This window comes from Alteromonas sp. 07-89-2 (assembly GCF_013113925.1).
Lineage (GTDB): Bacteria > Pseudomonadota > Gammaproteobacteria > Enterobacterales > Alteromonadaceae > Alteromonas > Alteromonas macleodii.
In genome coordinates, this window is the sequence record NZ_VTYM01000003.1 from 1 (window position 1) to 22,630 (window position 22,630).

The following is a 22,630-nucleotide window of genomic DNA, read 5'->3' on the forward strand; positions in this document are numbered from 1 at the left end:
AGCTCTTCATCGTCAACCATGTCACACTTGTTCATGAATACGATGATGTAAGGAATACCAACCTGACGACCAAGTAGGATGTGCTCACGAGTCTGTGGCATAGGACCATCAGTCGCAGCTACTACTAGGATACCACCGTCCATCTGAGCAGCACCAGTGATCATGTTTTTAACGTAATCAGCGTGTCCTGGGCAGTCTACGTGTGCGTAGTGACGAGTAGGAGTATCGTATTCTACGTGTGAAGTAGAGATGGTGATACCACGTGCTTTTTCTTCAGGCGCGTTATCGATTTGATCGAAAGCCTGAGCAGAACCGCCGTAAGTTTTAGAAAGAACTGTAGTGATAGCTGCAGTTAGCGTAGTTTTACCATGGTCAACGTGGCCGATTGTACCCACGTTTACGTGGGGTTTCGTACGTTCAAACTTTTCTTTTGCCATTTTTCTCGTTTCCTAAGTTAAAAGTCCGACCCACCAATAGACCGGACCGAACCTTCATTTAGATTAAATTCTAGATTCAATAATAGCCTGCGCCACATTGTTCGGCGCCTCAGAATAATTGAAGAACTCCATTGAGTATGAAGCACGACCTTGTGTTTGTGAACGCAAGTCAGTTGCGTAGCCAAACATTTCTGAAAGCGGCACTTTAGCACGTATTATTTTAACACCTGCGACGCCATCTTCCATACCTTCGATCATGCCGCGGCGACGATTAATGTCACCAACTACATCACCCATCCAGTCTTCTGGAGTAGTCACTTCAACTTTCATTGTGGGTTCAAGTAACACCGGATTTGCTTCTGCGGCGCCTTTTTTGAAACCCATAGAGCCGGCGATCTTAAACGCCATTTCAGAAGAGTCAACATCGTGGTATGAACCGTCAAACAGCGTTACCTTTACATCAAGTACTGGATACCCTGCAAGAACACCACTTCGCATCTGCTCCTGAATTCCTTTATCGACCGCTGGAATGAACTCTTTTGGTACCACACCACCGACGATTTCGTTCACAAATTCGTAGCCTGAACCTTCTTCTTGAGGCTCAATGCGCAGCCATACATGACCAAATTGGCCGCGGCCGCCTGACTGACGAACGAACTTCCCTTCAACTTCAACAGATTTACGAAGGGTTTCACGATAAGCAACCTGAGGGTTACCTACATTACATTCAACTTTAAATTCGCGCTTCATGCGGTCGACAATGATATCAAGGTGAAGTTCACCCATACCTGAGATAATCGTCTGGCCTGTCTCGTCGTCAGTTTTCACTTTGAATGACGGATCTTCAGCTGCAAGCTTGCTTAGGGCTATGCCCATTTTCTCTTGGTCAGCTTGCGACTTAGGCTCAACCGCAATTGAAATTACCGGCTCTGGGAACTCCATACGCTCTAGCGTAATAACATGGTTAGGATCACAAAGCGTATCACCGGTTGTTACATCTTTAAGGCCAATGGCCGCAGCGATGTCACCTGCGCGTACTTCTTTAATTTCTTCACGGTCTTTCGCGTGCATTTGCACAATACGACCAAAGCGCTCACGCTTGCCCTTAACAGGGTTGTAAACCGTATCACCCGTGTTTACTACACCAGAGTAACAACGGAAGAAGGTTAGCGTACCCACAAATGGGTCGGTCGCTATTTTAAATGCTAGCGCTGAGAACGGCTCATCGTCGCTTGAATGACGCTCTGCTTCTGTCTCATCTTTGTCGTCAAGTACACCTGTGATGGCCTTAACTTCTGTTGGAGACGGAAGATAATGAATAACAGAGTCTAGTACTGCCTGAACACCTTTGTTTTTGAAGGCACTGCCACAGGTGGCAAGAACAATTTCGTTGTTCAGCGTACGCTGACGAAGGCCTGAACGAATTTCTTCCTCAGAAAGCTCTTCACCTTCCAAGTATTTATTCATTAGCTCATCAGATGCTTCTGCAGCCGCTTCGATCATTTCTGTGCGGTACTGCTCAGCGGTATCTAAATATTCAGCGGGAATGTCTTCATAGGTAAATGTCATACCCATGTCTTCTTCATTCCAGTTGATGGCTTTCATCTTCACAAGGTCGATGACGCCATGGAAATTCTCTTCAGCGCCCATGTTGATTTGAATCGGAACACAGTTTGCGCCTAAACGCTTGCGGATTTGACCCACAACACGTTCAAAATCAGCGCCAGCCCGGTCCATCTTATTAACGAACACAAGGCGTGGCACTTGATATTTGTCAGCCTGTCGCCAGACTGTCTCTGATTGAGGTTCTACCCCAGAAGACCCACAGAAAACAACAACTGCACCGTCTAGTACACGCAATGAACGCTCTACTTCGATAGTAAAGTCAACGTGTCCAGGGGTGTCGATGATGTTGATCCTGTGTTGATCGAACTGTTGCTCCATACCAGACCAGAAACAAGTCGTTGCAGCAGACGTGATAGTAATACCACGCTCCTGCTCTTGCTCCATCCAGTCCATGGTAGCAGCACCATCGTGCACTTCACCGATTTTGTGAGACAGTCCTGTATAGAACAGAACACGCTCTGTGGTCGTGGTTTTACCCGCGTCCACGTGAGCCACAATACCAATATTGCGATAACGCTCAATCGAGGTCTTACGAGGCATAAATCTCTCTCAGTTATATAACGTTGATTACCAACGGTAATGAGCAAACGCTTTGTTTGCTTCGGCCATACGGTGAACGTCTTCACGTTTCTTAACCGCTGAACCTTTGTTGTCTGCTGCGTCTAACATCTCAGCCGCTAGGCGTTGTGCCATAGACTTTTCGCCACGTTTACGTGCAGCTTCTACCATCCAACGCATACCTAGCGCGTTACGACGAACTGGACGTACTTCAACTGGAACCTGATAAGTTGAACCACCAACACGACGAGACTTAACCTCTACTGTTGGGCGGATATTATCAAGTGCTTCCTCGAAGATATCTAGGTGTGCTTTGCCGGTTTTTTCAGCAACAATATCAAGCGCACCGTAAACGATTCTTTCAGCGACTGACTTTTTGCCGTCGAGCATTACGACATTCATGAATTTCGCAAGCAGTTGTGAACCAAATTTTGGCTCTGGTAGGATTTTACGTTGACCTACGACTCTTCTTCTTGGCATCTTCTATTCTCCGTATGAATTCAGGGAAAACCCAAAACTCTTAAACTTCAGTTTGGCCTTACTAACGGAGAACCGTTATGACTTAGGCTTCTTCGCGCCGTACTTAGAACGGGCTTGTTTACGATCGTTTACACCTGCGCAGTCAAGAGTACCGCGAACTGTGTGATAACGAACACCTGGTAGATCTTTAACACGACCACCACGGATAAGTACTACACTGTGCTCTTGTAGGTTGTGACCTTCACCACCGATATATGAAGAAACTTCAAAACCGTTAGTAAGACGTACACGACATACTTTACGTAGTGCAGAGTTTGGTTTCTTAGGCGTAGTAGTATATACACGAGTACATACACCACGTCTTTGTGGACAAGCTTGTAGAGCAGCTACGTTGCTTTTTTCAACGGGCTTTCTACGCGGCTTGCGCACTAACTGGTTAACTGTTGCCATTAACTAGCTCCTGATTAAAAACTACGAAAACCCAATCACTGTGATTGGGTCCATATTAATGCGATTAATTGTTTAATCGCTCTTTTTTGTGAACATTGTGCTCGTCAATATTCACTGAGCGCTGATACAAAAAACCGCGACCGTTTATCGAGCCACTTGATGGCTATCCAAAATCGGGTCGCGGAATATTAAAGATCATCGCTCTGACTGTCAAGGTGTACAAAGGTTAAGCAGTTAATTTATCTGCAATCTGTACAACTGGACTGCCAAATTGTTAGGAGTACGTTAACGTACTCCTATGACCTTGCCTTATTCGGCAGTATCTTCGTCTGCACCAGCATTAAGCGCTTCGGTTAGTGCCTGTTCTGCTTCAGCAGCAGAAACTGACATTTCCTCGATTTGCTCTTTGCGACGTTGTGCACGGCGTTCGTGGTAAGCGAAACCTGTACCCGCTGGAATTAGTCGACCAACGATTACGTTTTCTTTCAGACCGCGTAGGTCATCTTCTTTACCTTGAACCGCAGCTTCAGTTAGAACACGTGTTGTTTCTTGGAACGATGCCGCTGAGATAAATGACTCAGTAGACAGTGACGCTTTGGTGATACCAAGCAGCTGTGTTTCGTACTGCGCTGGGATCTTGCCGTGTTTTTCAATTTCACGGTTCGCCACTTTAACGTTCGATACTTCAACCTGTTCGCCTTCAAGGAACTGCGTATCGCCTGGGTGAGTAATAATGCACTTACGTAGCATCTGACGGATAACGACTTCGATGTGCTTATCGTTAATCTTAACACCCTGTAGACGGTATACTTCCTGAACTTCGTTCACGATGTAGTTTGCTACTGCTGAGATACCACGTAGACGTAGGATATCGTGCGGAGACTCTGGACCATCAGCGATAACTTCGCCTTTTTCCACTTTCTCACCTTCGAATACGTTAAGCTGACGCCACTTAGGAATCATCTCTTCGTATGCATCACCCTCAGCTGGTGTAATTACAAGACGCTTCTTACCTTTGGTCTCTTTACCGAAGCCGATAGTACCTGAGATTTCTGCAAGGATTGCAGGCTCTTTAGGCTTACGTGCTTCAAATAGGTCCGCAACGCGCGGTAGACCACCCGTGATATCACGAGTCTTCGAGCTTTCTTGAGGAATACGTGCTAGCACGTCACCTTCGTTAGCCACTTTGCCTTCTTTCGCTTCGATGGTTGTGAAGCTTGGAAGACGAATTTCTTGAAGACCGAACTCGTCGCTTTCAAGAATTAGCTTAGGCTCTTTAGAGTTTACTTTCGCAAGGTCTTTAACAACGATACGGGTTAGACCAGTAAGCTCGTCTTGCTGCATTTCGGTGTTAGAGTCATCAATGTCTGCGAAGCTAATCTTAGCTGCACGTTCAGTGATGATTGGGTGACTATGCGGATCCCAGTTAGCAACAACGTCGCCAGCTGCAATAGTTGCACCGTCATCCACGCTAAGTACAGCACCGTAAGGTACTTTATAGCGCTCTTTCTCACGGCCTTGCTCGTCGATAACAGTAAGTTCTGTTGAACGAGAAACGATAACCACTTTGCCGTCAGAGTTACGTACGAACTTCGCATTGTGTAGCTTAAGGCTACCCGCCGTCTTAACTTGTACGCTGTTCTCAGCAGATGCTCTTGATGCCGCACCACCGATGTGGAACGTACGCATGGTAAGCTGTGTACCTGGTTCACCGATTGACTGTGCTGCAATAACACCAACCGATTCACCGCTACCCACCATGTGACCACGTGCAAGGTCACGACCGTAACACTTAGCACAAACACCGAAGTCGTTGTCACAAGTGATTACCGAGCGAACCATGATTTGGTCAACTGAGTTAGCTTCAAGCATGTCTACTAACGCTTCGTCTAGAAGAACGTTACGCTCTACTAGCACTTCGTTAGTGCCTGGCTTAAGTACATCTTCTGCTACCACACGACCTAGTACACGCTCGCGTAGTGGCTCAACAACGTCACCACCTTCGATTAGTGGTGTCATTTGAACACCTTCGAATGTACCGCAGTCGTCGTTAGTGATTACCAAGTCTTGTGCAACGTCTACTAGACGACGTGTTAGGTAACCCGAGTTCGCTGTCTTAAGTGCGGTATCCGCAAGACCTTTACGAGCACCGTGAGTTGAGATGAAGTACTGCAGTACGTTCAGACCTTCACGGAAGTTCGCCGTAATTGGGGTTTCGATGATTGAGCCATCTGGCTTAGCCATCAGACCACGCATACCAGCTAGCTGACGAATCTGAGCGGCACTACCACGAGCACCCGAGTCGGCCATCATGTAAACAGAGTTAAATGATGATTGCTCTTCTTCTTCGCCATCGCGGTTAATTACGATGTCAGTCTTAAGGTTATCCATCATGGCCTTAGCAACTTTTTCGTTGGCATTTGACCAGATATCGATAACTTTGTTGTAACGCTCACCCGCGGTAACAAGACCGTTTTGGAACTGTTCCTGAATTTCGATAACTTCTGCTTCCGCTGCATCGATGATGTCTTTCTTCGCAGCAGGAATAACCATATCGTCGATACCAACAGACGCACCCGCGATCATCGCGTAGTGGAAACCGGTATACATGATTTGGTCAGCAGCAATTACTGTATCTTTCAGACCTAGCGTACGGTAACAAGCATTCAATAGTCTTGAAATTTGCTTCTTGCCCATCGCTTGGTTGATGATTTCAAACGGCAGACCCTTTGGAAGGATCAATGAGAAAATCGCACGACCAACAGTAGTGTCAGTTAGCGTTACTTTCTCAGTTTTGTTGCCATCTTCATCGATGTCATATTCAGTAATACGTACTTTAACGCGAGAGTGAAGCTCAGCATTACCTGTACGGTATGCTTTTTCTGCTTCATTCGGGCTGGTGAATACCATGCCTTCGCCTAAGCCGTTTACTTTGTCACGCGTTAGGTAGTAAAGACCCAATACAACGTCCTGTGAAGGTACGATAATTGGCTCACCATTCGCAGGTGACAGAATGTTGTTCGTTGACATCATAAGTGCACGTGCTTCTAGCTGTGCTTCGATTGTCAACGGAACGTGTACCGCCATTTGGTCACCATCGAAGTCGGCGTTGTACGCCGCACACACTAGCGGGTGAAGCTGAATCGCTTTACCTTCGATTAGTGTTGGTTCGAATGCTTGGATACCCAAACGGTGAAGTGTAGGTGCACGGTTAAGTAGTACCGGGTGTTCGCGGATAACGTCGTCTAGTACGTCCCAAACCTCTGGTGCTTCGCGCTCTACAAGCTTCTTAGCAGCTTTAATTGTTGTCGCAAGACCACGACCTTCAAGCTTACCGTAGATAAACGGCTTAAATAGCTCAAGTGCCATCTTCTTAGGAAGACCACACTGGTGAAGACGTAGCGTAGGACCAACGGTAATTACAGAACGGCCTGAGTAGTCAACACGCTTACCAAGAAGGTTTTGACGGAAACGACCTTGCTTACCTTTGATCATGTCTGCAAGCGACTTAAGTGGACGCTTGTTAGAACCGGTAATCGCACGACCACGACGTCCATTATCTAGGAGCGCATCAACAGACTCTTGAAGCATACGCTTTTCGTTGCGTACGATGATGTCTGGAGCAGCTAGGTCTAGAAGACGCTTAAGACGGTTGTTACGGTTAATTACACGACGGTAAAGGTCGTTAAGGTCAGACGTTGCAAAACGGCCGCCATCTAGTGGTACTAGAGGACGTAAATCTGGTGGAAGTACCGGAAGAACCGTCATGATCATCCACTCTGGCTTGTTGCCAGACTGTTGGAATGACTCAAGCAACTTAAGACGCTTAGTAATTTTCTTACGCTTAGTTTCAGAGTTGATTGAAGGCAGCTCTTCACGCATAGCCGCAACGTCTGCGTCTACGTCTAGTGCTGTAAGAAGATCGAATACTGCTTCAGCACCCATCTTCGCTTCAAACTCATCACCGTGTTCTTCAAGTGCATCCAAGTATTCTTCTTCGTTAAGAAGCTGGCTGCGCTCAAGCGTAGTCATACCTGGCTCTGTAACCACGTACGATTCAAAGTAAAGTACACGTTCAATATCACGAAGTGTCATATCTAGCATTAAGCCGATACGAGACGGAAGTGATTTAAGGAACCAGATGTGTGCTACCGGGCTAGCTAGCTCGATGTGACCCATACGCTCACGACGTACTTTAGTCAGTGTAACTTCAACGCCACACTTCTCACAGATAACACCACGGTGCTTAAGGCGCTTGTACTTACCGCAAAGACACTCGTAGTCTTTAACCGGACCAAAGATACGCGCACAGAACAGACCGTCGCGCTCAGGCTTGAACGTACGGTAGTTAATTGTTTCAGGCTTTTTAACTTCACCGAATGACCATGAACGGATCATGTCAGGTGAAGACAGACCGATTCGAATATTATCGAATTCTTCAGTCTTGTTTTGTTGCTTTAGAAACTTTAATAAGTCTTTCACATTACTCTCCCAGCGGAGTCAGTCTCTAGAGCCCGGCGCAAGCGCCGGGCCATCTCATAACATTACGTGGCTAACGCCGTATTACTTTTCTTCAAGCTCGATGTTGATACCCAACGAGCGAATTTCTTTAAGTAGTACGTTGAATGACTCTGGCATGCCAGGTTCCATTCTGTGGTCGCCATCGACGATGTTCTTGTACATCTTGGTACGGCCGTTAACGTCATCCGACTTAACGGTAAGCATTTCTTGAAGGGTATATGCTGCACCGTATGCTTCAAGTGCCCACACTTCCATCTCACCGAAGCGCTGACCACCGAACTGTGCTTTACCACCAAGAGGCTGCTGTGTAACAAGGCTGTAAGAACCCGTAGAACGCGCGTGCATTTTGTCGTCTACTAAGTGGTTCAGTTTCAGCATGTACATGTAACCAACCGTAACTGGACGCTCAAATTCGCGACCGGTACGACCGTCAAACAAAGCAATCTGACCGCTTTCTGGAATGTCAGCAAGCTTCAGCATTTCTTTGATTTCAGATTCACGAGCACCGTCGAATACAGGTGTTGCTACTGGAACACCCTTACGAAGGTTTTCCGCTAGACGACGAACTTCGTGGTCTGTGAAGCTATCGATGTCAACTTCTTGGTGATTCTCACCAAGCTCGTACACCTTCTTCAAGAAGTCACGTAGTTCAGCCAGCTCGCGCTGCTCTTTAATCATGCGATCAATCTTCACACCAAGACCGTGTGCAGCCATACCCAAGTGCGTTTCTAGGATCTGACCGATGTTCATACGAGACGGTACACCTAGTGGGTTAAGAACGATATCTACCGGCGTACCGTTAGCATCGTATGGCATGTCTTCTACAGGCTGGATAGTCGAGATAACACCTTTGTTACCGTGACGACCGGCCATTTTATCACCCGGTTGGATGTGACGTTTAACCGCAAGATAAACCTTAACGATCTTAAGCACGCCAGGTGCTAGGTCATCGCCTTGAGTAATCTTGCGACGCTTACCTTCAAACTTCTTATCGAAATCAAGTTTGATTTCAGCATGCTGATCAGCGATTTGGTCTAGCTCTAGCTGTGCATCTTCACTGTTAAGTGCGATTTCAAACCACTTTTCACGCGGCAGGCTGTCAAGCTTAGCTTGGTCAACACCAGCACGTAGAAGTGCAGTTTGTGCACGTGCAAAGATACCGTCTGCAAGAATTTCGAACTCGTCAGTAAGGTCTTTCTTAACCTGACGTAACTGCATATCTTCAATTTCTAGCGCACGCTTGTCTTTCTCTACACCGTCACGGGTAAATACTTGAACGTCGATTACCGTACCGTGAACAGAGTTAGGTACACGTAGAGACGTATCTTTAACGTCAGACGCTTTCTCACCGAAGATTGCACGTAGTAGTTTTTCTTCTGGCGTAAGCTGCGTTTCACCTTTAGGCGTTACTTTACCTACAAGGATGTCACCGCCTTTCACTTCCGCACCAATGTAAACAACACCTGATTCATCAAGCTTGCTTAGTGCAGATTCACCCACGTTCGGGATATCAGAAGAAATTTCTTCTGGCCCAAGCTTAGTATCACGAGCGATACAGCTAAGCTCTTGAATGTGGATAGTAGTAAAACGGTCTTCCTGCGCTACACGCTCAGAAATAAGGATTGAATCCTCAAAGTTGTAACCATTCCACGGCATGAACGCGATACGCATGTTCTGACCAAGTGCAAGGTCACCTAGGTCTGTTGAAGGACCATCAGCTAGCACGTCGCCTGCAACAATCGGGTCACCAACACTACAAGTAGGCTTCTGATTGATACACGTGTTTTGGTTAGAACGAGTGTACTTAGTCAGGTTGTAGATATCGATACCTGCTTCACCTGGAAGCATTTCATCTTCGTCTACTTTAATAACGATACGGCTGGCATCTACGTAATCAACCACACCACCGCGCTTAGCAACTACAGTAACACCTGAGTCAACCGCGATAGTTCTTTCCATACCGGTACCAACTAGCGGCTTATCAGCGCGTAGTGTAGGTACTGCCTGACGTTGCATGTTCGCACCCATAAGTGCACGGTTCGCATCATCGTGCTCTAGGAATGGGATAATGCTTGCAGCAATTGAAACGATTTGCTGAGGTGAAACGTCCATGTACTTGATGTCTTCTTTCGGCATCAAGGTAGTTTCACCACGGTGACGACATGGAATTAGGTCGTCAACCAACTCGCCTGCTTCAGTCAACGCGATGTTTGCCTGAGCGATTGCGAATTGACCTTCTTCAATTGCAGATAAGTAATCGATTTCGTCTGTTACCACACCGTCTACAATGCGACGGAACGGCGTTTCTAGGAAACCGAAGTCATTGGTACGCGCGAAGCTTGCCAATGAGTTAATTAGACCGATGTTCGGGCCTTCCGGCGTTTCGATTGGACATAGACGACCGTAGTGAGTCGGGTGTACGTCTCGAACTTCAAAGCCTGCACGTTCACGTGTAAGACCACCCGGGCCTAATGCAGAAATACGACGCTTATGCGTTACTTCTGATAGCGGGTTGTTTTGGTCCATGAACTGAGAAAGCTGAGATGAACCGAAGAACTCTTTAACCGCAGCCGAGATAGGCTTAGCGTTAATAAGATCTTGTGGCATCACGTTGTCTAGGTCGCCTAAGCTTAGACGCTCTTTAACTGCACGCTCAACACGTACAAGACCAACGCGGAATTGGTTTTCTGCCATTTCACCTACAGAACGGATACGACGGTTACCTAGGTGATCGATGTCATCTACTTCGTCTTTACCGTCACGAATCATTATTAGCTGCTTCATTACAGAAATAATGTCTTCTTTATCTAGTGTACCAGCACCAATAAGTTCTTCACGGCCAAGACGGCGGTTGAACTTCATGCGGCCAACAGAAGATAGGTCGTAACGTTCATCAGAGAAGAACAAGTTATCGAACAAGGTTTCAGCTGCATCTTTCGTTGGTGGCTCACCAGGACGCATCATACGGTAGATTTCAACTAGTGCTTCAAGGCGGTTAGTTGAAGAATCGATACGTAGCGTATCTGAAATGTATGAACCGTGATCTAGCTCGTTGATGTAAAGCGTTTCGAACTCTTTGATACCCGCTTGGCTAAGTGCCGCTAGGTTTTCAAGGGTTAGTTCGTCGTTCGCGCTTACAATCACTTCGCCTGTGTCTTCGTTTACATAAGTAGCTGCATAAACACGGCCAATTAGGTAATCGGCTGGAACTTCAAGTTCTGTAAGACCGGCTTTTTCTAGTGCACGCGTGTGGCGCGCAGAAATACGACGACCCGTTTCAACAACAACGTTGCCTTCACCGTCAATGATGTCAAAAGCAGCCGTCTCACCACGTAGGCGATCTGGAACCACTTCCATCATTAGTTTGTCTTTGTCGATACGTACGCTTACTTTGTCAAAGAAAGTATCTAGGATTTCTTCAGACGTCATTTCAAGTGCGCGTAAGATAATCGTTGCAGGCAACTTACGACGACGGTCGATACGTACGAATAGGTTATCTTTCGGGTCAAACTCGAAGTCTAACCACGAACCACGGTAAGGAATTACACGTGCGTTATAAAGCACTTTACCTGACGAGTGGGTTTTACCTTTGTCGTGATCAAAGAATACACCAGGTGAACGGTGTAGCTGTGACACGATAACACGCTCTGTACCATTGATAACGAACGTACCGTTCTCAGTCATCAATGGGATCTCGCCCATGTACACTTCTTGTTCTTTAATATCTTTTACGGTACCTGGCGCAGCGTCTTTATCGAACAACACTAACCGTAGTTTTACTCTTAACGGAGCAGAGAAAGTTACGCCGCGAATTTGACATTCTTTAACGTCGAAAACGGGCTCTCCCAGGCGGTAGCTTACATACTGAAGCTCTGAACTACCTGAGTAGCTTTTAATTGGAAAAACGGAACGAAATGCTGCTTCCAAACCGTATTGAGCATCTGCATCGATCTCAATAAACTTTTTGAAAGAATCAAGCTGAATTGAAAGAAGGTATGGAATTTCCAATACCTGTGGGCGTTTGCCAAAATCCTTACGGATACGTTTCTTTTCGCTATAAGAGTAAACCATGGGTTCCTCAGCCTGCTGATTTATGACCCAACCTGCTGCAAAATGCTTTAAAACGCGTGCTATGGGCTAAAAGCTACGTTTCAAATGGCGCACTAAGCAACAAACTTCCACAACCCTTTTTCGGGCAGATACACCAGCATACAACAAAATTTAACCAATTATTAGTTAACTTGTTGGATTTTTATGCTTTTTATGGGTATTTCCGAATGGCGCTTTAAGTAGTGTAACCAAGGGTTAGATTCTACACACTATACAGCGCAAAAAGGCTGGTGGTTTAAAAAACCACCAGCCTTGCCGTCTCAGGCAATAATCTGACTATGTCAGATTACTTGATTTCTACTTCTGCACCAGCTTCTTCAAGCTCTTTCTTAAGTGCTTCAGCTTCATCTTTGCTTACGCCTTCTTTGATAGCTTTAGGAGCAGACTCAACTACTTCTTTAGCTTCTTTAAGACCTAGGCCAGTCGCGCCGCGAACTGCTTTGATAACTGCAACTTTGTTGCCACCGAATGAAGTCATTACAACGTCGAATTCAGTCTTTTCTTCTGCAGCAGCAGCGTCACCGCCAGCAGCTGGACCAGCAACAGCAACAGCAGCTGCAGCAGATACGTTGAATTTTTCTTCAGCCGCTTCGATTAGTTCAACCAGTTCCATTACTGGCATTTCAGCGATTGCGTTTAAGATATCTTCTTTAGTTAGAGCCATGTTCTCTAAACTCCTGGGTATAAAATGTTAAAAAAATCAATATGCCAAAAACGCCAATTACTTGGTGTCTTTGACCGCCGCCAATACGCGCACAAACTTGCCAGGAACTTCGTTGATTGTTTGAACGAATTTCCCAACTGGTGCTTTGAAGGTTGCAAGTAGTTTCGCAAGCGCTTCGTCGCGGGTAGGTAGAGCTGCAACTGCGTCCAATTTCTCTGGACCAAGAAGACCACTACCAATAGAAAGTGCTGTAACTTTTAGCTTATCGTTAGTCTTACCGAAGTCTTTGAAAAGACGTGCCGCACCGCCTGGTGCGTCGATAGAGAAACCATAGATAAGCGGACCAGTTAAGGCGCTGTCTAAGTCTGCAAATTGACTGTCTGCTAGAGCACGCTTTGCAAGAGTGTTACGTACAACCTTTAGGTATACGCCTTGCTCACGAGCTTTAACACGTAGGTCAGTCAGTTCTGCAACTTCCATCCCACGGTATTCAGCAACGGCTACGGATAGAGCGCGAGACGCAACTTCAGAAACTTCTGCTACGATCTCTTTTTTTGCTGCTAAACCTAGTGCCACTGAGTTCACCTCTTTGTATCTGACTTTGTTTGCGGTTACCCGCTTACGCCGTCAGGGTTCACAGATTGATACCAACCCTCATGGTTGATACCGCTCTACGGTGTTTGTTACCCCAGAGAGTCTGAGTCAAACCACCGTCTGCGCAGGTTGTTGTATTAAGCAGTGTGTTGACTGTGAAAGTTCTCTTACCTCTTTCACCACACCGCACCTGCGGTCTAGGACGGGAGCTGCTTATTAGCACTGCTAATAAGCAGCTCCAACCCATAACCTTTAAGAGATTTCGATAAGCCTAAGCTCAGCGAAATTAAAGACCTACAGAAGCCTTATCAAGAGCAACACCAGCACCCATTGTAGTGCTTAGGCTGATCTTCTTGATGTATGTACCTTTCGCAGAAGAAGGCTTAGCTTTCTTCAATGCTTCAAGTAGCGCTTCAAGGTTTTCTTGAATTTGGTTCGCTTCGAACGCAATCTTACCGATGCTAGCGTGGATGATACCGTTCTTATCGTTACGGTAGCGTACCTGACCAGCTTTAGCGTTCTTAACTGCCGTTGCAACGTCAGGCGTTACAGTGCCAGTTTTTGGGTTAGGCATAAGGCCACGTGGACCTAAGATTTGACCTAGTTGACCAACAACACGCATCGCGTCTGGGCTAGCAACTACTACGTCAAAGTTCATTTCGCCTTTCTTAACTTGCTCAGCTAAGTCGTCCATACCAACGATGTCTGCACCAGCTTCTTTAGCTGCTTCAGCATTTGCACCTTGAGTGAATACTGCAACGCGAACGTCCTTACCAGTACCGTTAGGTAGTACAGTTGCACCACGAACGTTTTGGTCAGATTTCTTCGCATCGATACCAAGGTTAACAGATACGTCTACGCTTTCTGCGAACTTAGCTGTTGCTAGTTCTTTAAGAAGCGCTACTGCTTCGTTGATTTCGTACTCTTTAGTAGAGTCAACTTTGTCGCGGATTACGCGAGCGCGTTTAGTTAATTTAGCCATTCGATTAGTCCTCTACGTTCAAGCCCATTGAGCGAGCAGAACCCGCGATAGTGCGTACCGCTGCATCTAGATCAGCTGCAGTAAGGTCTGGCTCTTTAGTTTTAGCAATCTCTTCCAACTGAGCGCGAGTAACTTTACCCACTTTTTCAGTGTTAGGACGGCCAGAACCACTCTTGATGCCCGCTGCTTTCTTAAGCAGGTAAGACGCAGGAGGAGTCTTAGTTTCGAATGTGAAAGAGCGATCTTCGTATACAGTAATTTCTACTGGTACTGGAGCGCCTTTCTCAAGGCTTTCTGTTTTCGCGTTGAAAGCCTTACAGAATTCCATGATGTTTACACCGTGTTGACCTAGTGCAGGACCAACTGGTGGACTTGGGTTAGCAGCACCTGCTGCAACCTGAAGCTTGATAATACCGCTTACTTTTTTAGCCATTTTACATGCTCTCTTGTTTGGGTCTAACGCCTCGCAAATACAGAGATTATTTGCTCAATCGGCTTCCCGTTTCCGTTTAAAAGGGCGCGCATTATATAAGGTGATTAATTACTATGCAAGGGCTATTTAGAATAAAAAACCATCGAAAGGTCAGTATTTTTACGCTCTCACTGTTGAACCGGAGACCTTATACAAAAAAGCCCCGTCAAACGGGGCTTTTTAAAAATACTATACGGTAGCTTGAATAGGCTTAGCCTTTTTCTACCTGACCAAATTCTAGGTCTACTGGAGTAGAACGACCGAAGATAAGCACCGATACTTTTACGCGGCTTTTTTCGTAGTCTACTTCTTCTACAACACCGTTGAAGTCTGCAAATGGGCCATCGATAACGCGAATAACTTCGCCTGGCTCGAACAGCGTCTTTGGTCTTGGCTTATCAACGTTTTCTTCAAGACGATTTAAGATAGCGTCAGCTTCTTTCTGCGTGATTGGCATAGGGCGATCAGATGTGCCGCCGATGAAACCAAGTACGCGAGGTACGCTTTTCACTAAGTGCCATGACTCTTCCGTCATCGCCATTTCTACCAATACATAACCTGGGTAGAACTTACGCTCAGACTTACGCTTTTGACCAGCACGCATTTCTACTACTTCTTCTGTTGGTACTAGTACCTGACCGAAGTAGTCTTCCATGTTGTGCATCTTGATGTATTCAAGCAGGGTCTTCTTAACGCGAGACTCATATTGTGAATAGGCTTGAACTACGTACCATCTTTTCTTTACTGCTTCTTCTTCAGACATACGGTTATGCTCCTATTCCTGTAGTAAAGCCAACTACACGAACGATGATGCCGTCTAGTCCCCATAAAATTAGTGCCATAATTAACGTCGCTGCAAGCACGATAAGTGTAGTTTGGTTCGCCTCTTGGCGAGTTGGCCACACAACCTTGCGAACTTCTGTGCGAGACTCTTTAGCAAAGCTCAAGAAGGTGCTACCTTTTTCGGTAGTTGCCGCGATGAAACCAGCTATACCAACAACTACAACAATTGCGATGGCACGGTATAGTACCGAGATCTCACCGTACATTGTATTAGCGGTTACTAAACCGGCAAGTAGTGCAAAAACCACTACCCATTTAAACATGTCCAATGCATTGGACTGATTTTCCGTCTTTTCGCTCATGTTACGATCCTAGCACTACAGCGTCGTTGTTTTACGCATCTAAAAATGCGCAACTTAAAAATTCTTAGTTTAAGTAAATTTGGCAGGGGTGGAGGGACTCGAACCCCCAACCATCGGTTTTGGAGACCGCTGTTCTACCAATTCGAACTACACCCCTGTGGTGCCTGAAAGACAAAATTTACTTACACTGCCCTTGTGAGTTGTGCGTCTTTTCTAAGGAAAGTGCGGTATCGCAAGGGAGGGACGCGTATTATACTTAACCACTTTCAAGATACAAGCGGTTTATCCATCCCATCTGCGATTGAACGCTAATTCGCTCCTTGCCTATTCAACGCCTATAAATCCGCCCGTTTGGTGCGCCCAAAGCTTGGCATATATGCCATTGTGCGCAATAAGCTCGGTATGGGTTCCCTGCTCTACAATGTTGCCCTTATCCAGAACAAGTAACCTGTCCATTTGCGCAATGGTCGACAGTCGATGCGCAATAGCCAGCACGGTTTTGCCTTCCATCACTTTATCCAGACAGGCTTGAATGGCTGCTTCAACTTCTGAATCTAGTGCTGATGTGGCTTCGTCCAGCACTAATACAGGCGCGTCTTTTAACAATACGCGAGCTATGGCAATGCGCTGGCGCTGACCGCCTGAAAGCTTAACGCCTCGCTCTCCTACATGCGCGTCGTACCCTGTTCTACCGTGACTATCGGTAAGCGTAAGAATAAAGTCGTGCGCTTCGGCCTGCTTGGCTGCACGGATCATATCTTCTTCTGTCGCATCGGTTCGACCGTAAAGGATATTGTCGCGTACCGAGCGGTGCATCAGTGAAGTATCTTGTGTCACCATGCTGATTTTGGCGCGAAGGGTTTCTTGGCCTACTTCAGTGATATCTTGACCATCAATGACAATGCGACCACTCTGGGTGTCGTAAAAACGCATGAGCAAATTAACCAGCGTCGATTTACCCGCCCCAGAACGCCCCACTAAGCCCACTTTTTCTCCGGGCTTAATGGCTAAATCCAAGTTAGTGAACACATCAATAGGTTTGTTGTCTGCACCTGAATAAGAAAAATGCACATTATCGAAATTAATCCCGCCGCCATTAACCTTTAACGCATCGGCTTTTGGCTTGTCTTTTACTGCAATAGGCTGCGCTAGTGTATTCATGCCGTCCTGCACCGTGCCTAAGTTTTCGAACAAACCTGATACTTCCCACATAACCCAGTGCGACATACCGTTTAGTCGCAAACACAGACTAATAGCGATGGCGATATCGCCGGGACTCGCAATGTTTTCCATCCATAAATACACAGATAGCGCACCAATGGTAAAAATAAGAATGGCGTTAGCCATTTCCACGCAGAATTCCAATACGGTGACCAAACGCATTTGCGGGTAAACAGTTTTAAGAAAACCATCCATGCTTTCTTTAGCGTAATCCGCTTCGCGGCGACTGTGTGAAAACAGCTTCACCGTTGTGATATTGGTATAGCTATCAACAATACGTCCGGTCATTAATGAGCGCGCGTCGGCTTGCTTTTGCGAGACTTCTTTTAGTTTAGGCACCAGCACTTTTAAAATGCCAATGTACACAAAGAACCACACGATAAGCGGCATGGCTAAGCGCCAGTCTGTGCTGAAAATAAGCACAACCATAGAGATAAAATAAACGCTGATGTATACCAGCAAATCGAGAACCTTGGTTACGGTCTCTCTTACCGATAGTGCAGTCTGCATCACCTTGGTGGCCACACGGCCGGCAAACTCATCGTGAAAGAAGGTTAAACTTTGTCCAAGCAAATAACGGTGCGCCTGCCATCTAATGCGCATGGGGTAGTTCCCCATCAAGGACTGACGAGAAAACAACGAGCGCAACAAAATAAACAATGGAATAAAAACGAGCACGGTTAAACCCATGCCAATGAGGGTAAATTTTTGGTCCGCTAAAAACGTGGCTCGGTTTTGATCAGAGAACCAGTCAACTAACTGCCCTAAAAAGCCAAACAGCGCCACTTCTAACATGGCAACAATGGCACTTAGCACGGAAACAGTAAGGATTACGCCCCACATGCCTTTTGTGTAGTACTTACAAAATGCAACGATACCTGTTGGCGGTTGGGTAGGCGGCGTGTCAGGGAAAGGCTGGGTCAGCTTTTCAAAAAATGAAAACATGTAGAACTCGTTAGTTATTCAGTGACAGAGCACGTTTACGTATGCCCCAAAATGCTTACGTCACAATTCTACACGATTACTTAAAGTGTGTTGAACTTTGCGGTGCTTTTTTACCGCAAAGCTCGTTTAACATTAGTTAATTTTTGGCACAGGCTGATACTTGGCGAAAATTATTATTTGGAGAAGAGCTTACATAAAACAACTCAATAATAAGCGAGTTTTCTTTCAGCTTTCACTCTGCAAAGCCTAATTTAACAAGTATGCTTTCCACTTTTTCAGCATGCTCATCCTGCCACTGTTCAAGTGACATGGAGCCATCTTTCTGGGCTCGCTTTTGGGCAATGTCATAGGCTGCTAGCGCCTCATCTTTTGGGATTACTGCAATACCCTCTTCGTCTGCAACAATGATATCTCCGGCGTGAACAGTTACACCTGCACAGGAAATCGGCTCATTTAACGGCGATATGCACTTTTTGGCTCCTGGCTTGGGTATAACGCCCCTGGCAAATACCGGGAATTTGTTGTCACGGGTTTCTGCAAGGTCTCGTATAACACCATCAATCACGAAGCCTTTAATGCCGCGAGACTGGGCTATCGCGCAGACGTTACCGCCTGCAACAGCAAATTCATCATCGGCTTCCACAACAACAATGTCACCGGGGCTTGCGCGATATATCGCCGCATGCAGCATAAGATGATCACCCGGCTCACACTTAACGGTAAATGCTGGACCCGCAATGCGTGGCATGCCTTCCCACAATGGCTTTATCGCATAGTGCATGAACTGCTTTCTTGGCAGCGCATCGGCGTACTCACAGGGTGATACGCTATCGAAAGGGGTATTGTGTAAGTCCATCGCCGTTCCTTGAATGTTGTAGTGCGTGAAAAAAACACTATAGCGAAATTAGCCCTACAAGTTGTTACAAGCTGTGTATTTTCACTATAAACACTTTTTCTATCCCCCCCGCCATGCTAAAAATTAGTAAAAAGCGTGCACGCAATACGCCACACCATTCTTTCGAAGGGATGCACAGGTTTCGCAACGCACTAAAAACAATAAGCGGCAAGCCCAAATGTCGCCCAATAAAATGAAAAGGAAAACTCGACATGTTACGTAGCGTTTTAAGCTTAAGCGTGGCACTGGCCCTCACGGCTTGTAGCCCACAAAATTCATCCACAGAACAACAGACACAGAGCGCGGCTACCGAAGAAGCTCAGCAACAGCTTTCTTCAGGTGTCATTAAAGAAAATATGGATCTGTCTGTTGACCCAGGTGATGACTTTTTCCGCTACGTAAACGGCAAGTGGTTTGATAATTTTGAAATACCGGCAGATAAATCGAGCTACGGTTCTTTCGTGATCCTTCGCGATGAAGCACAAGATCACGTTATGGATATTATAAAATCGTCTGCCGAAGGCGACTTTAAAGCGGGCAGCGACGAGCAAAAAGTCGGTGATTTTTACCGTGCCTATATGGACATGGAAACCCGCAACGAACTTGGTACGACGCCGCTAAAGCCTGAGTTAACTAAGATTGAAGCCATTGAAGACTACACCGACCTTGCTGAGTATTTCGCTTATGCAGCTCGCTATGGCTACGGTACGCCGTTCAGCCTAACTCAATACCCTGATCTTAAGTCGCCAAAAGAATATTTGATGTACACGTGGCAGTCGGGCTTAGGCCTTCCTGAGCGCGAGTACTACTTCAAGGACGACGAAACATCACAAACCATTCGCGATGCCTACGTTAAACATATTCAAACCATGTTTGAGCTGGCGGGTTTCGACGCGCCTAAAGAAAGTGCGGATATGCTGTTCGCACTTGAGACTAAAATTGCTCAGCTACATATGAAAAAAGAGCAGGCCCGTAACTTTGCTGCCAACTATAACAAACTGACAATTGAAGAACTTAAAGCGTTAATGCCTAAGTTCGACTGGGACGCTTATCTTACTGAAGCAGACATTAGCGACATTCCTTCGCTAGGCATCCTGCAAAAAGACTACATGCAAAACATTGATGGCGTTATTGCAGATACCTCACTGGAAGATTGGAAAACGTTCCTTAAGTGGGGCTTGTTAAATGCTTCAGCCAGTCGCTTAAATGCCGAGCTTGATGAAGCAAACTTCAATTTCTACAGTAAAGTGCTGCGCGGTGTTGAAGAGCAACAGCCACAATGGCGTCGTGCGGTAAGCCTTTCAAATGCCCACGTTGGCGAGCTAATCGGTAAGGTCTATGTAAAACAGCACTTCCCGCCTGAAGCGAAAGACCGCATGATGGAAATGGTTAATAACCTGCTGTTAGCTTACAAAGAAAGTATCGAAAATCTTGATTGGATGACAGATGAAACTCGTGCACAAGCACTGGACAAGCTGTCTAAGTTTACCGTGAAAATTGGTTATCCTGACCAGTGGAGAGACTATTCAGCGCTGACAGTTAATGCCAGTGACCTGTTTGGAAACCTTAAGCGTTCTTCGGACGTGCTGTACGAAGAAATGCTTAAGAAACAAGGCGGCCCAGTGTGGACCCATGAATGGGGCATGACACCACAAACTGTTAATGCTTACTACAACCCCCCGCTAAACGAAATTGTATTCCCTGCGGCTATCCTTCAACCTCCGTTCTTTGACATGAACGCCGAAGATGCGGTTAACTACGGTGGTATTGGCGCGGTAATTGGTCACGAAATTGGCCATGGTTTTGATGATTCAGGGTCAACCTTCGACGGTGACGGCGTTCTGCGAAACTGGTGGACTGATGAAGATCGCGGCGAGTTTGAAGCACGCACTGCGAACTTGATTGAACAGTATAACCAGTTTGAGGTTCTGCCTGGCTTGCACGTAAACGGTGAATATACCCTAGGTGAAAATATCGGCGACCTTGGCGGAATCAGCATCGCACTTAAAGCTTACCACCTGTCTCTTGATGGTGAAGAAGCCCCTGAACTAGACGGTTTCACTGGCGATCAGCGTGTATTCATTGGTTACGGCCAGGTTTGGGCAAGCAAATATCGCGAAGAGGCGTTGCGCAGCCAAGTACAAACCGATACCCATTCACCTACGAAGTTCCGCACTAACGGTGCTGTTCGCAACGTACCTGAATTCTACGAAGCGTTTAACGTGACCGAAGAAGATGCGTTGTATTTACCACCAGAAGAACGCGTAAAAATTTGGTAATTCGCGCACATTGAATAGCGCATATAAAATTCGATAGCTAAAGCCCCATGTTTGCTTCACCAAACTGGGGCTTTTTTTGTCGTGTAGAAGTGTATGACCGAGCAGTTTCAAAAAGGCTAAATATGAATGTAAGAACAACTATTGTCTTTAGCAGCTTAGCGTTGATTTACCTGGCGACGCTGCCGCTTACCCCCTACGTGGCGCAATTCTTACCCAAAGCCCTGCCTATTGTAGTACTGGCAGTTTTCGCCTATACAAAACTTAGCGCCATGCCGCGATACATGGTGTTGACGGCGTTACTTTTTAGTCTTGCCGGAGATGTTAGTCTGGCCTTGCCCTTTGCTGATAGTTTTATTACCGGCTTGGCGTGCTTTTTTGTTGCCCATTTAACGTATGCTATGTGTTTTGCGTTGCTGCATCGCCGCCTAGTAGAAACGCCCGGCGACCATATCATTTCGCGCAAACCAAAGTGGTTCATTAGTATTATTATGGTTAGCTTTGCCGTAATGATGGCAGTGCACATTCTGCCAGCGTCGAAAGCCTTATTTTACCCTGTAGTCGCCTATATTAGCGTAATCACACTGATGGGTTTAACCGCAGTGTGGTTGGCTCAAACCAAGCTAATCGTAACCGGTGCGTTACTTTTTGTGATATCAGATGCCATTCTCGCCCAGTCGGTTTTCAAAACCCCGCTTCCACTGTCTACCTTTTGGGTAATGACAACCTACTATGGTGCCCAATATTGCTTAACCATGGGGTTTGTTGATGCGTTTTTGAGAAAAGAGAACAGGCAGGAAGAAAAGGGTCAGGCCTAGTTAGACAGCGAAGTTAAAACGTCTATCGCCAAACCGGCTTTTTCAGCTGGCACGAAAATATGGTCGTGGTAATAAGCGGCCACCACGTTGGCGCTAACTCCTGCCTTACCCAGCGCCGTGGACATAGCTGCCGTCATGCCTACCGCTTGCAAACTAGAATGCACTTCACAGGTTATACAACGGTAATAACCTTCAAATGGCAAGTTAGCTTTCTCGGCTGCGGCAACCGGAAGAATAAGTGTGGTGCCCTCGCGTTCCTGAAACATCCCCTTAGCTACTGAAATTAACGCACTAGTTAATCTGTCAGCAGGCAAGGTAGTGAAAACGTAATCTTCACTACTCGCCACAGGATTCAAATTTTTCAGTAACACGCTCAAGTCAGTTTCAGCGACCACACTCAACCTTCCTTTGTATAACGTCAATACTTGGATCTAAG

General features: G+C 46.3%; 17 protein-coding genes and 1 tRNA gene. 2 read left to right on the forward strand and 16 right to left on the reverse strand.

Annotated elements, in window-relative coordinates:
* The 15 genes from F0261_RS02800 to F0261_RS02870 all read right to left on the reverse strand — a co-directional run.
* A partial coding sequence (locus F0261_RS02800) for a GTP-binding protein (RefSeq protein ID WP_171337172.1) occupies nt 1-437 on the reverse strand: 437 nt, incomplete at its 3' end.
* Nucleotides 438-500: 63 nt separating this feature from the next.
* Nucleotides 501-2,603, reverse strand: a complete 2,103-nt coding sequence (gene fusA / locus F0261_RS02805) for an elongation factor G (RefSeq protein ID WP_014951035.1) — start codon at nt 2,601-2,603, stop codon at nt 501-503.
* A 27-nt stretch (nt 2,604-2,630) separates the two neighbouring features.
* The gene (rpsG, locus tag F0261_RS02810; protein WP_014980519.1) at nt 2,631-3,101 is read right to left on the reverse strand and encodes a 30S ribosomal protein S7; all 471 of its coding nucleotides are present in this window, start codon (nt 3,099-3,101) and stop codon (nt 2,631-2,633) included.
* 75 nt (nt 3,102-3,176) lie between these two features.
* The gene (rpsL, locus tag F0261_RS02815) at nt 3,177-3,551 is read right to left on the reverse strand and encodes a 30S ribosomal protein S12 (protein ID WP_014951037.1); all 375 of its coding nucleotides are present in this window, start codon (nt 3,549-3,551) and stop codon (nt 3,177-3,179) included.
* Between the two features lie 309 nt (nt 3,552-3,860).
* Nucleotides 3,861-8,033: a DNA-directed RNA polymerase subunit beta' gene (gene rpoC / locus F0261_RS02820; protein WP_014980520.1), complete on the reverse strand. Its 4,173-nt coding sequence runs from the start codon at nt 8,031-8,033 to the stop codon at nt 3,861-3,863.
* 81 nt (nt 8,034-8,114) lie between these two features.
* The gene (gene rpoB / locus F0261_RS02825) at nt 8,115-12,143 is read right to left on the reverse strand and encodes a DNA-directed RNA polymerase subunit beta (protein WP_014977618.1); all 4,029 of its coding nucleotides are present in this window, start codon (nt 12,141-12,143) and stop codon (nt 8,115-8,117) included.
* 325 nt (nt 12,144-12,468) lie between these two features.
* On the reverse strand, nt 12,469-12,846 hold the full coding sequence (gene rplL / locus F0261_RS02830; protein ID WP_015068303.1) for a 50S ribosomal protein L7/L12: 378 nt from the start codon (nt 12,844-12,846) through the stop codon (nt 12,469-12,471).
* Between the two features lie 57 nt (nt 12,847-12,903).
* Nucleotides 12,904-13,422, reverse strand: a complete 519-nt coding sequence (gene rplJ, locus F0261_RS02835) for a 50S ribosomal protein L10 (RefSeq protein WP_014951041.1) — start codon at nt 13,420-13,422, stop codon at nt 12,904-12,906.
* Nucleotides 13,423-13,726: 304 nt separating this feature from the next.
* A complete protein-coding gene (rplA, locus tag F0261_RS02840; protein WP_014980521.1) occupies nt 13,727-14,422 on the reverse strand; it encodes a 50S ribosomal protein L1 in 696 nt (231 codons plus the stop codon).
* A 4-nt stretch (nt 14,423-14,426) separates the two neighbouring features.
* A complete protein-coding gene (rplK, locus tag F0261_RS02845; RefSeq protein ID WP_014951043.1) occupies nt 14,427-14,855 on the reverse strand; it encodes a 50S ribosomal protein L11 in 429 nt (142 codons plus the stop codon).
* A 250-nt stretch (nt 14,856-15,105) separates the two neighbouring features.
* On the reverse strand, nt 15,106-15,657 hold the full coding sequence (nusG, locus tag F0261_RS02850) for a transcription termination/antitermination protein NusG (protein ID WP_014951044.1): 552 nt from the start codon (nt 15,655-15,657) through the stop codon (nt 15,106-15,108).
* A 4-nt stretch (nt 15,658-15,661) separates the two neighbouring features.
* Nucleotides 15,662-16,039 carry a preprotein translocase subunit SecE gene (gene secE, locus F0261_RS02855; RefSeq protein ID WP_171337173.1) on the reverse strand — a complete coding sequence of 126 codons (378 nt, stop codon included), beginning with the start codon at nt 16,037-16,039 and terminating at the stop codon, nt 15,662-15,664.
* An 80-nt stretch (nt 16,040-16,119) separates the two neighbouring features.
* Nucleotides 16,120-16,196, reverse strand: a tRNA-Trp gene (locus F0261_RS02860).
* Between the two features lie 167 nt (nt 16,197-16,363).
* Complete coding sequence (locus tag F0261_RS02865) at nt 16,364-18,205, reverse strand: ABC transporter ATP-binding protein (RefSeq protein ID WP_014980522.1); 1,842 nt, start codon at nt 18,203-18,205, stop codon at nt 16,364-16,366.
* 232 nt (nt 18,206-18,437) lie between these two features.
* Complete coding sequence (locus F0261_RS02870) at nt 18,438-19,061, reverse strand: RraA family protein (protein WP_014980523.1); 624 nt, start codon at nt 19,059-19,061, stop codon at nt 18,438-18,440.
* A gap of 251 nt (nt 19,062-19,312) precedes the next feature.
* Here F0261_RS02870 and F0261_RS02875 point away from each other — a divergent pair, with 251 nt between their 5' ends.
* Together F0261_RS02875 and F0261_RS02880 are read left to right on the forward strand one after the other, a co-directional pair.
* Nucleotides 19,313-21,379, forward strand: coding sequence for a M13 family metallopeptidase (locus tag F0261_RS02875; RefSeq protein ID WP_014980524.1), 2,067 nt, complete (start codon nt 19,313-19,315; stop codon nt 21,377-21,379).
* Nucleotides 21,380-21,501: 122 nt separating this feature from the next.
* Nucleotides 21,502-22,194 carry a lysoplasmalogenase gene (locus tag F0261_RS02880; protein ID WP_041450036.1) on the forward strand — a complete coding sequence of 231 codons (693 nt, stop codon included), beginning with the start codon at nt 21,502-21,504 and terminating at the stop codon, nt 22,192-22,194.
* Here F0261_RS02880 and F0261_RS02885 read toward each other — a convergent pair.
* Nucleotides 22,191-22,589: an ACT domain-containing protein gene (locus F0261_RS02885; RefSeq protein ID WP_171337174.1), complete on the reverse strand. Its 399-nt coding sequence runs from the start codon at nt 22,587-22,589 to the stop codon at nt 22,191-22,193. The two genes, F0261_RS02880 and F0261_RS02885, sit on opposite strands and share 4 nt — an antisense overlap.
* Nucleotides 22,590-22,630 lie beyond the last annotated feature (41 nt).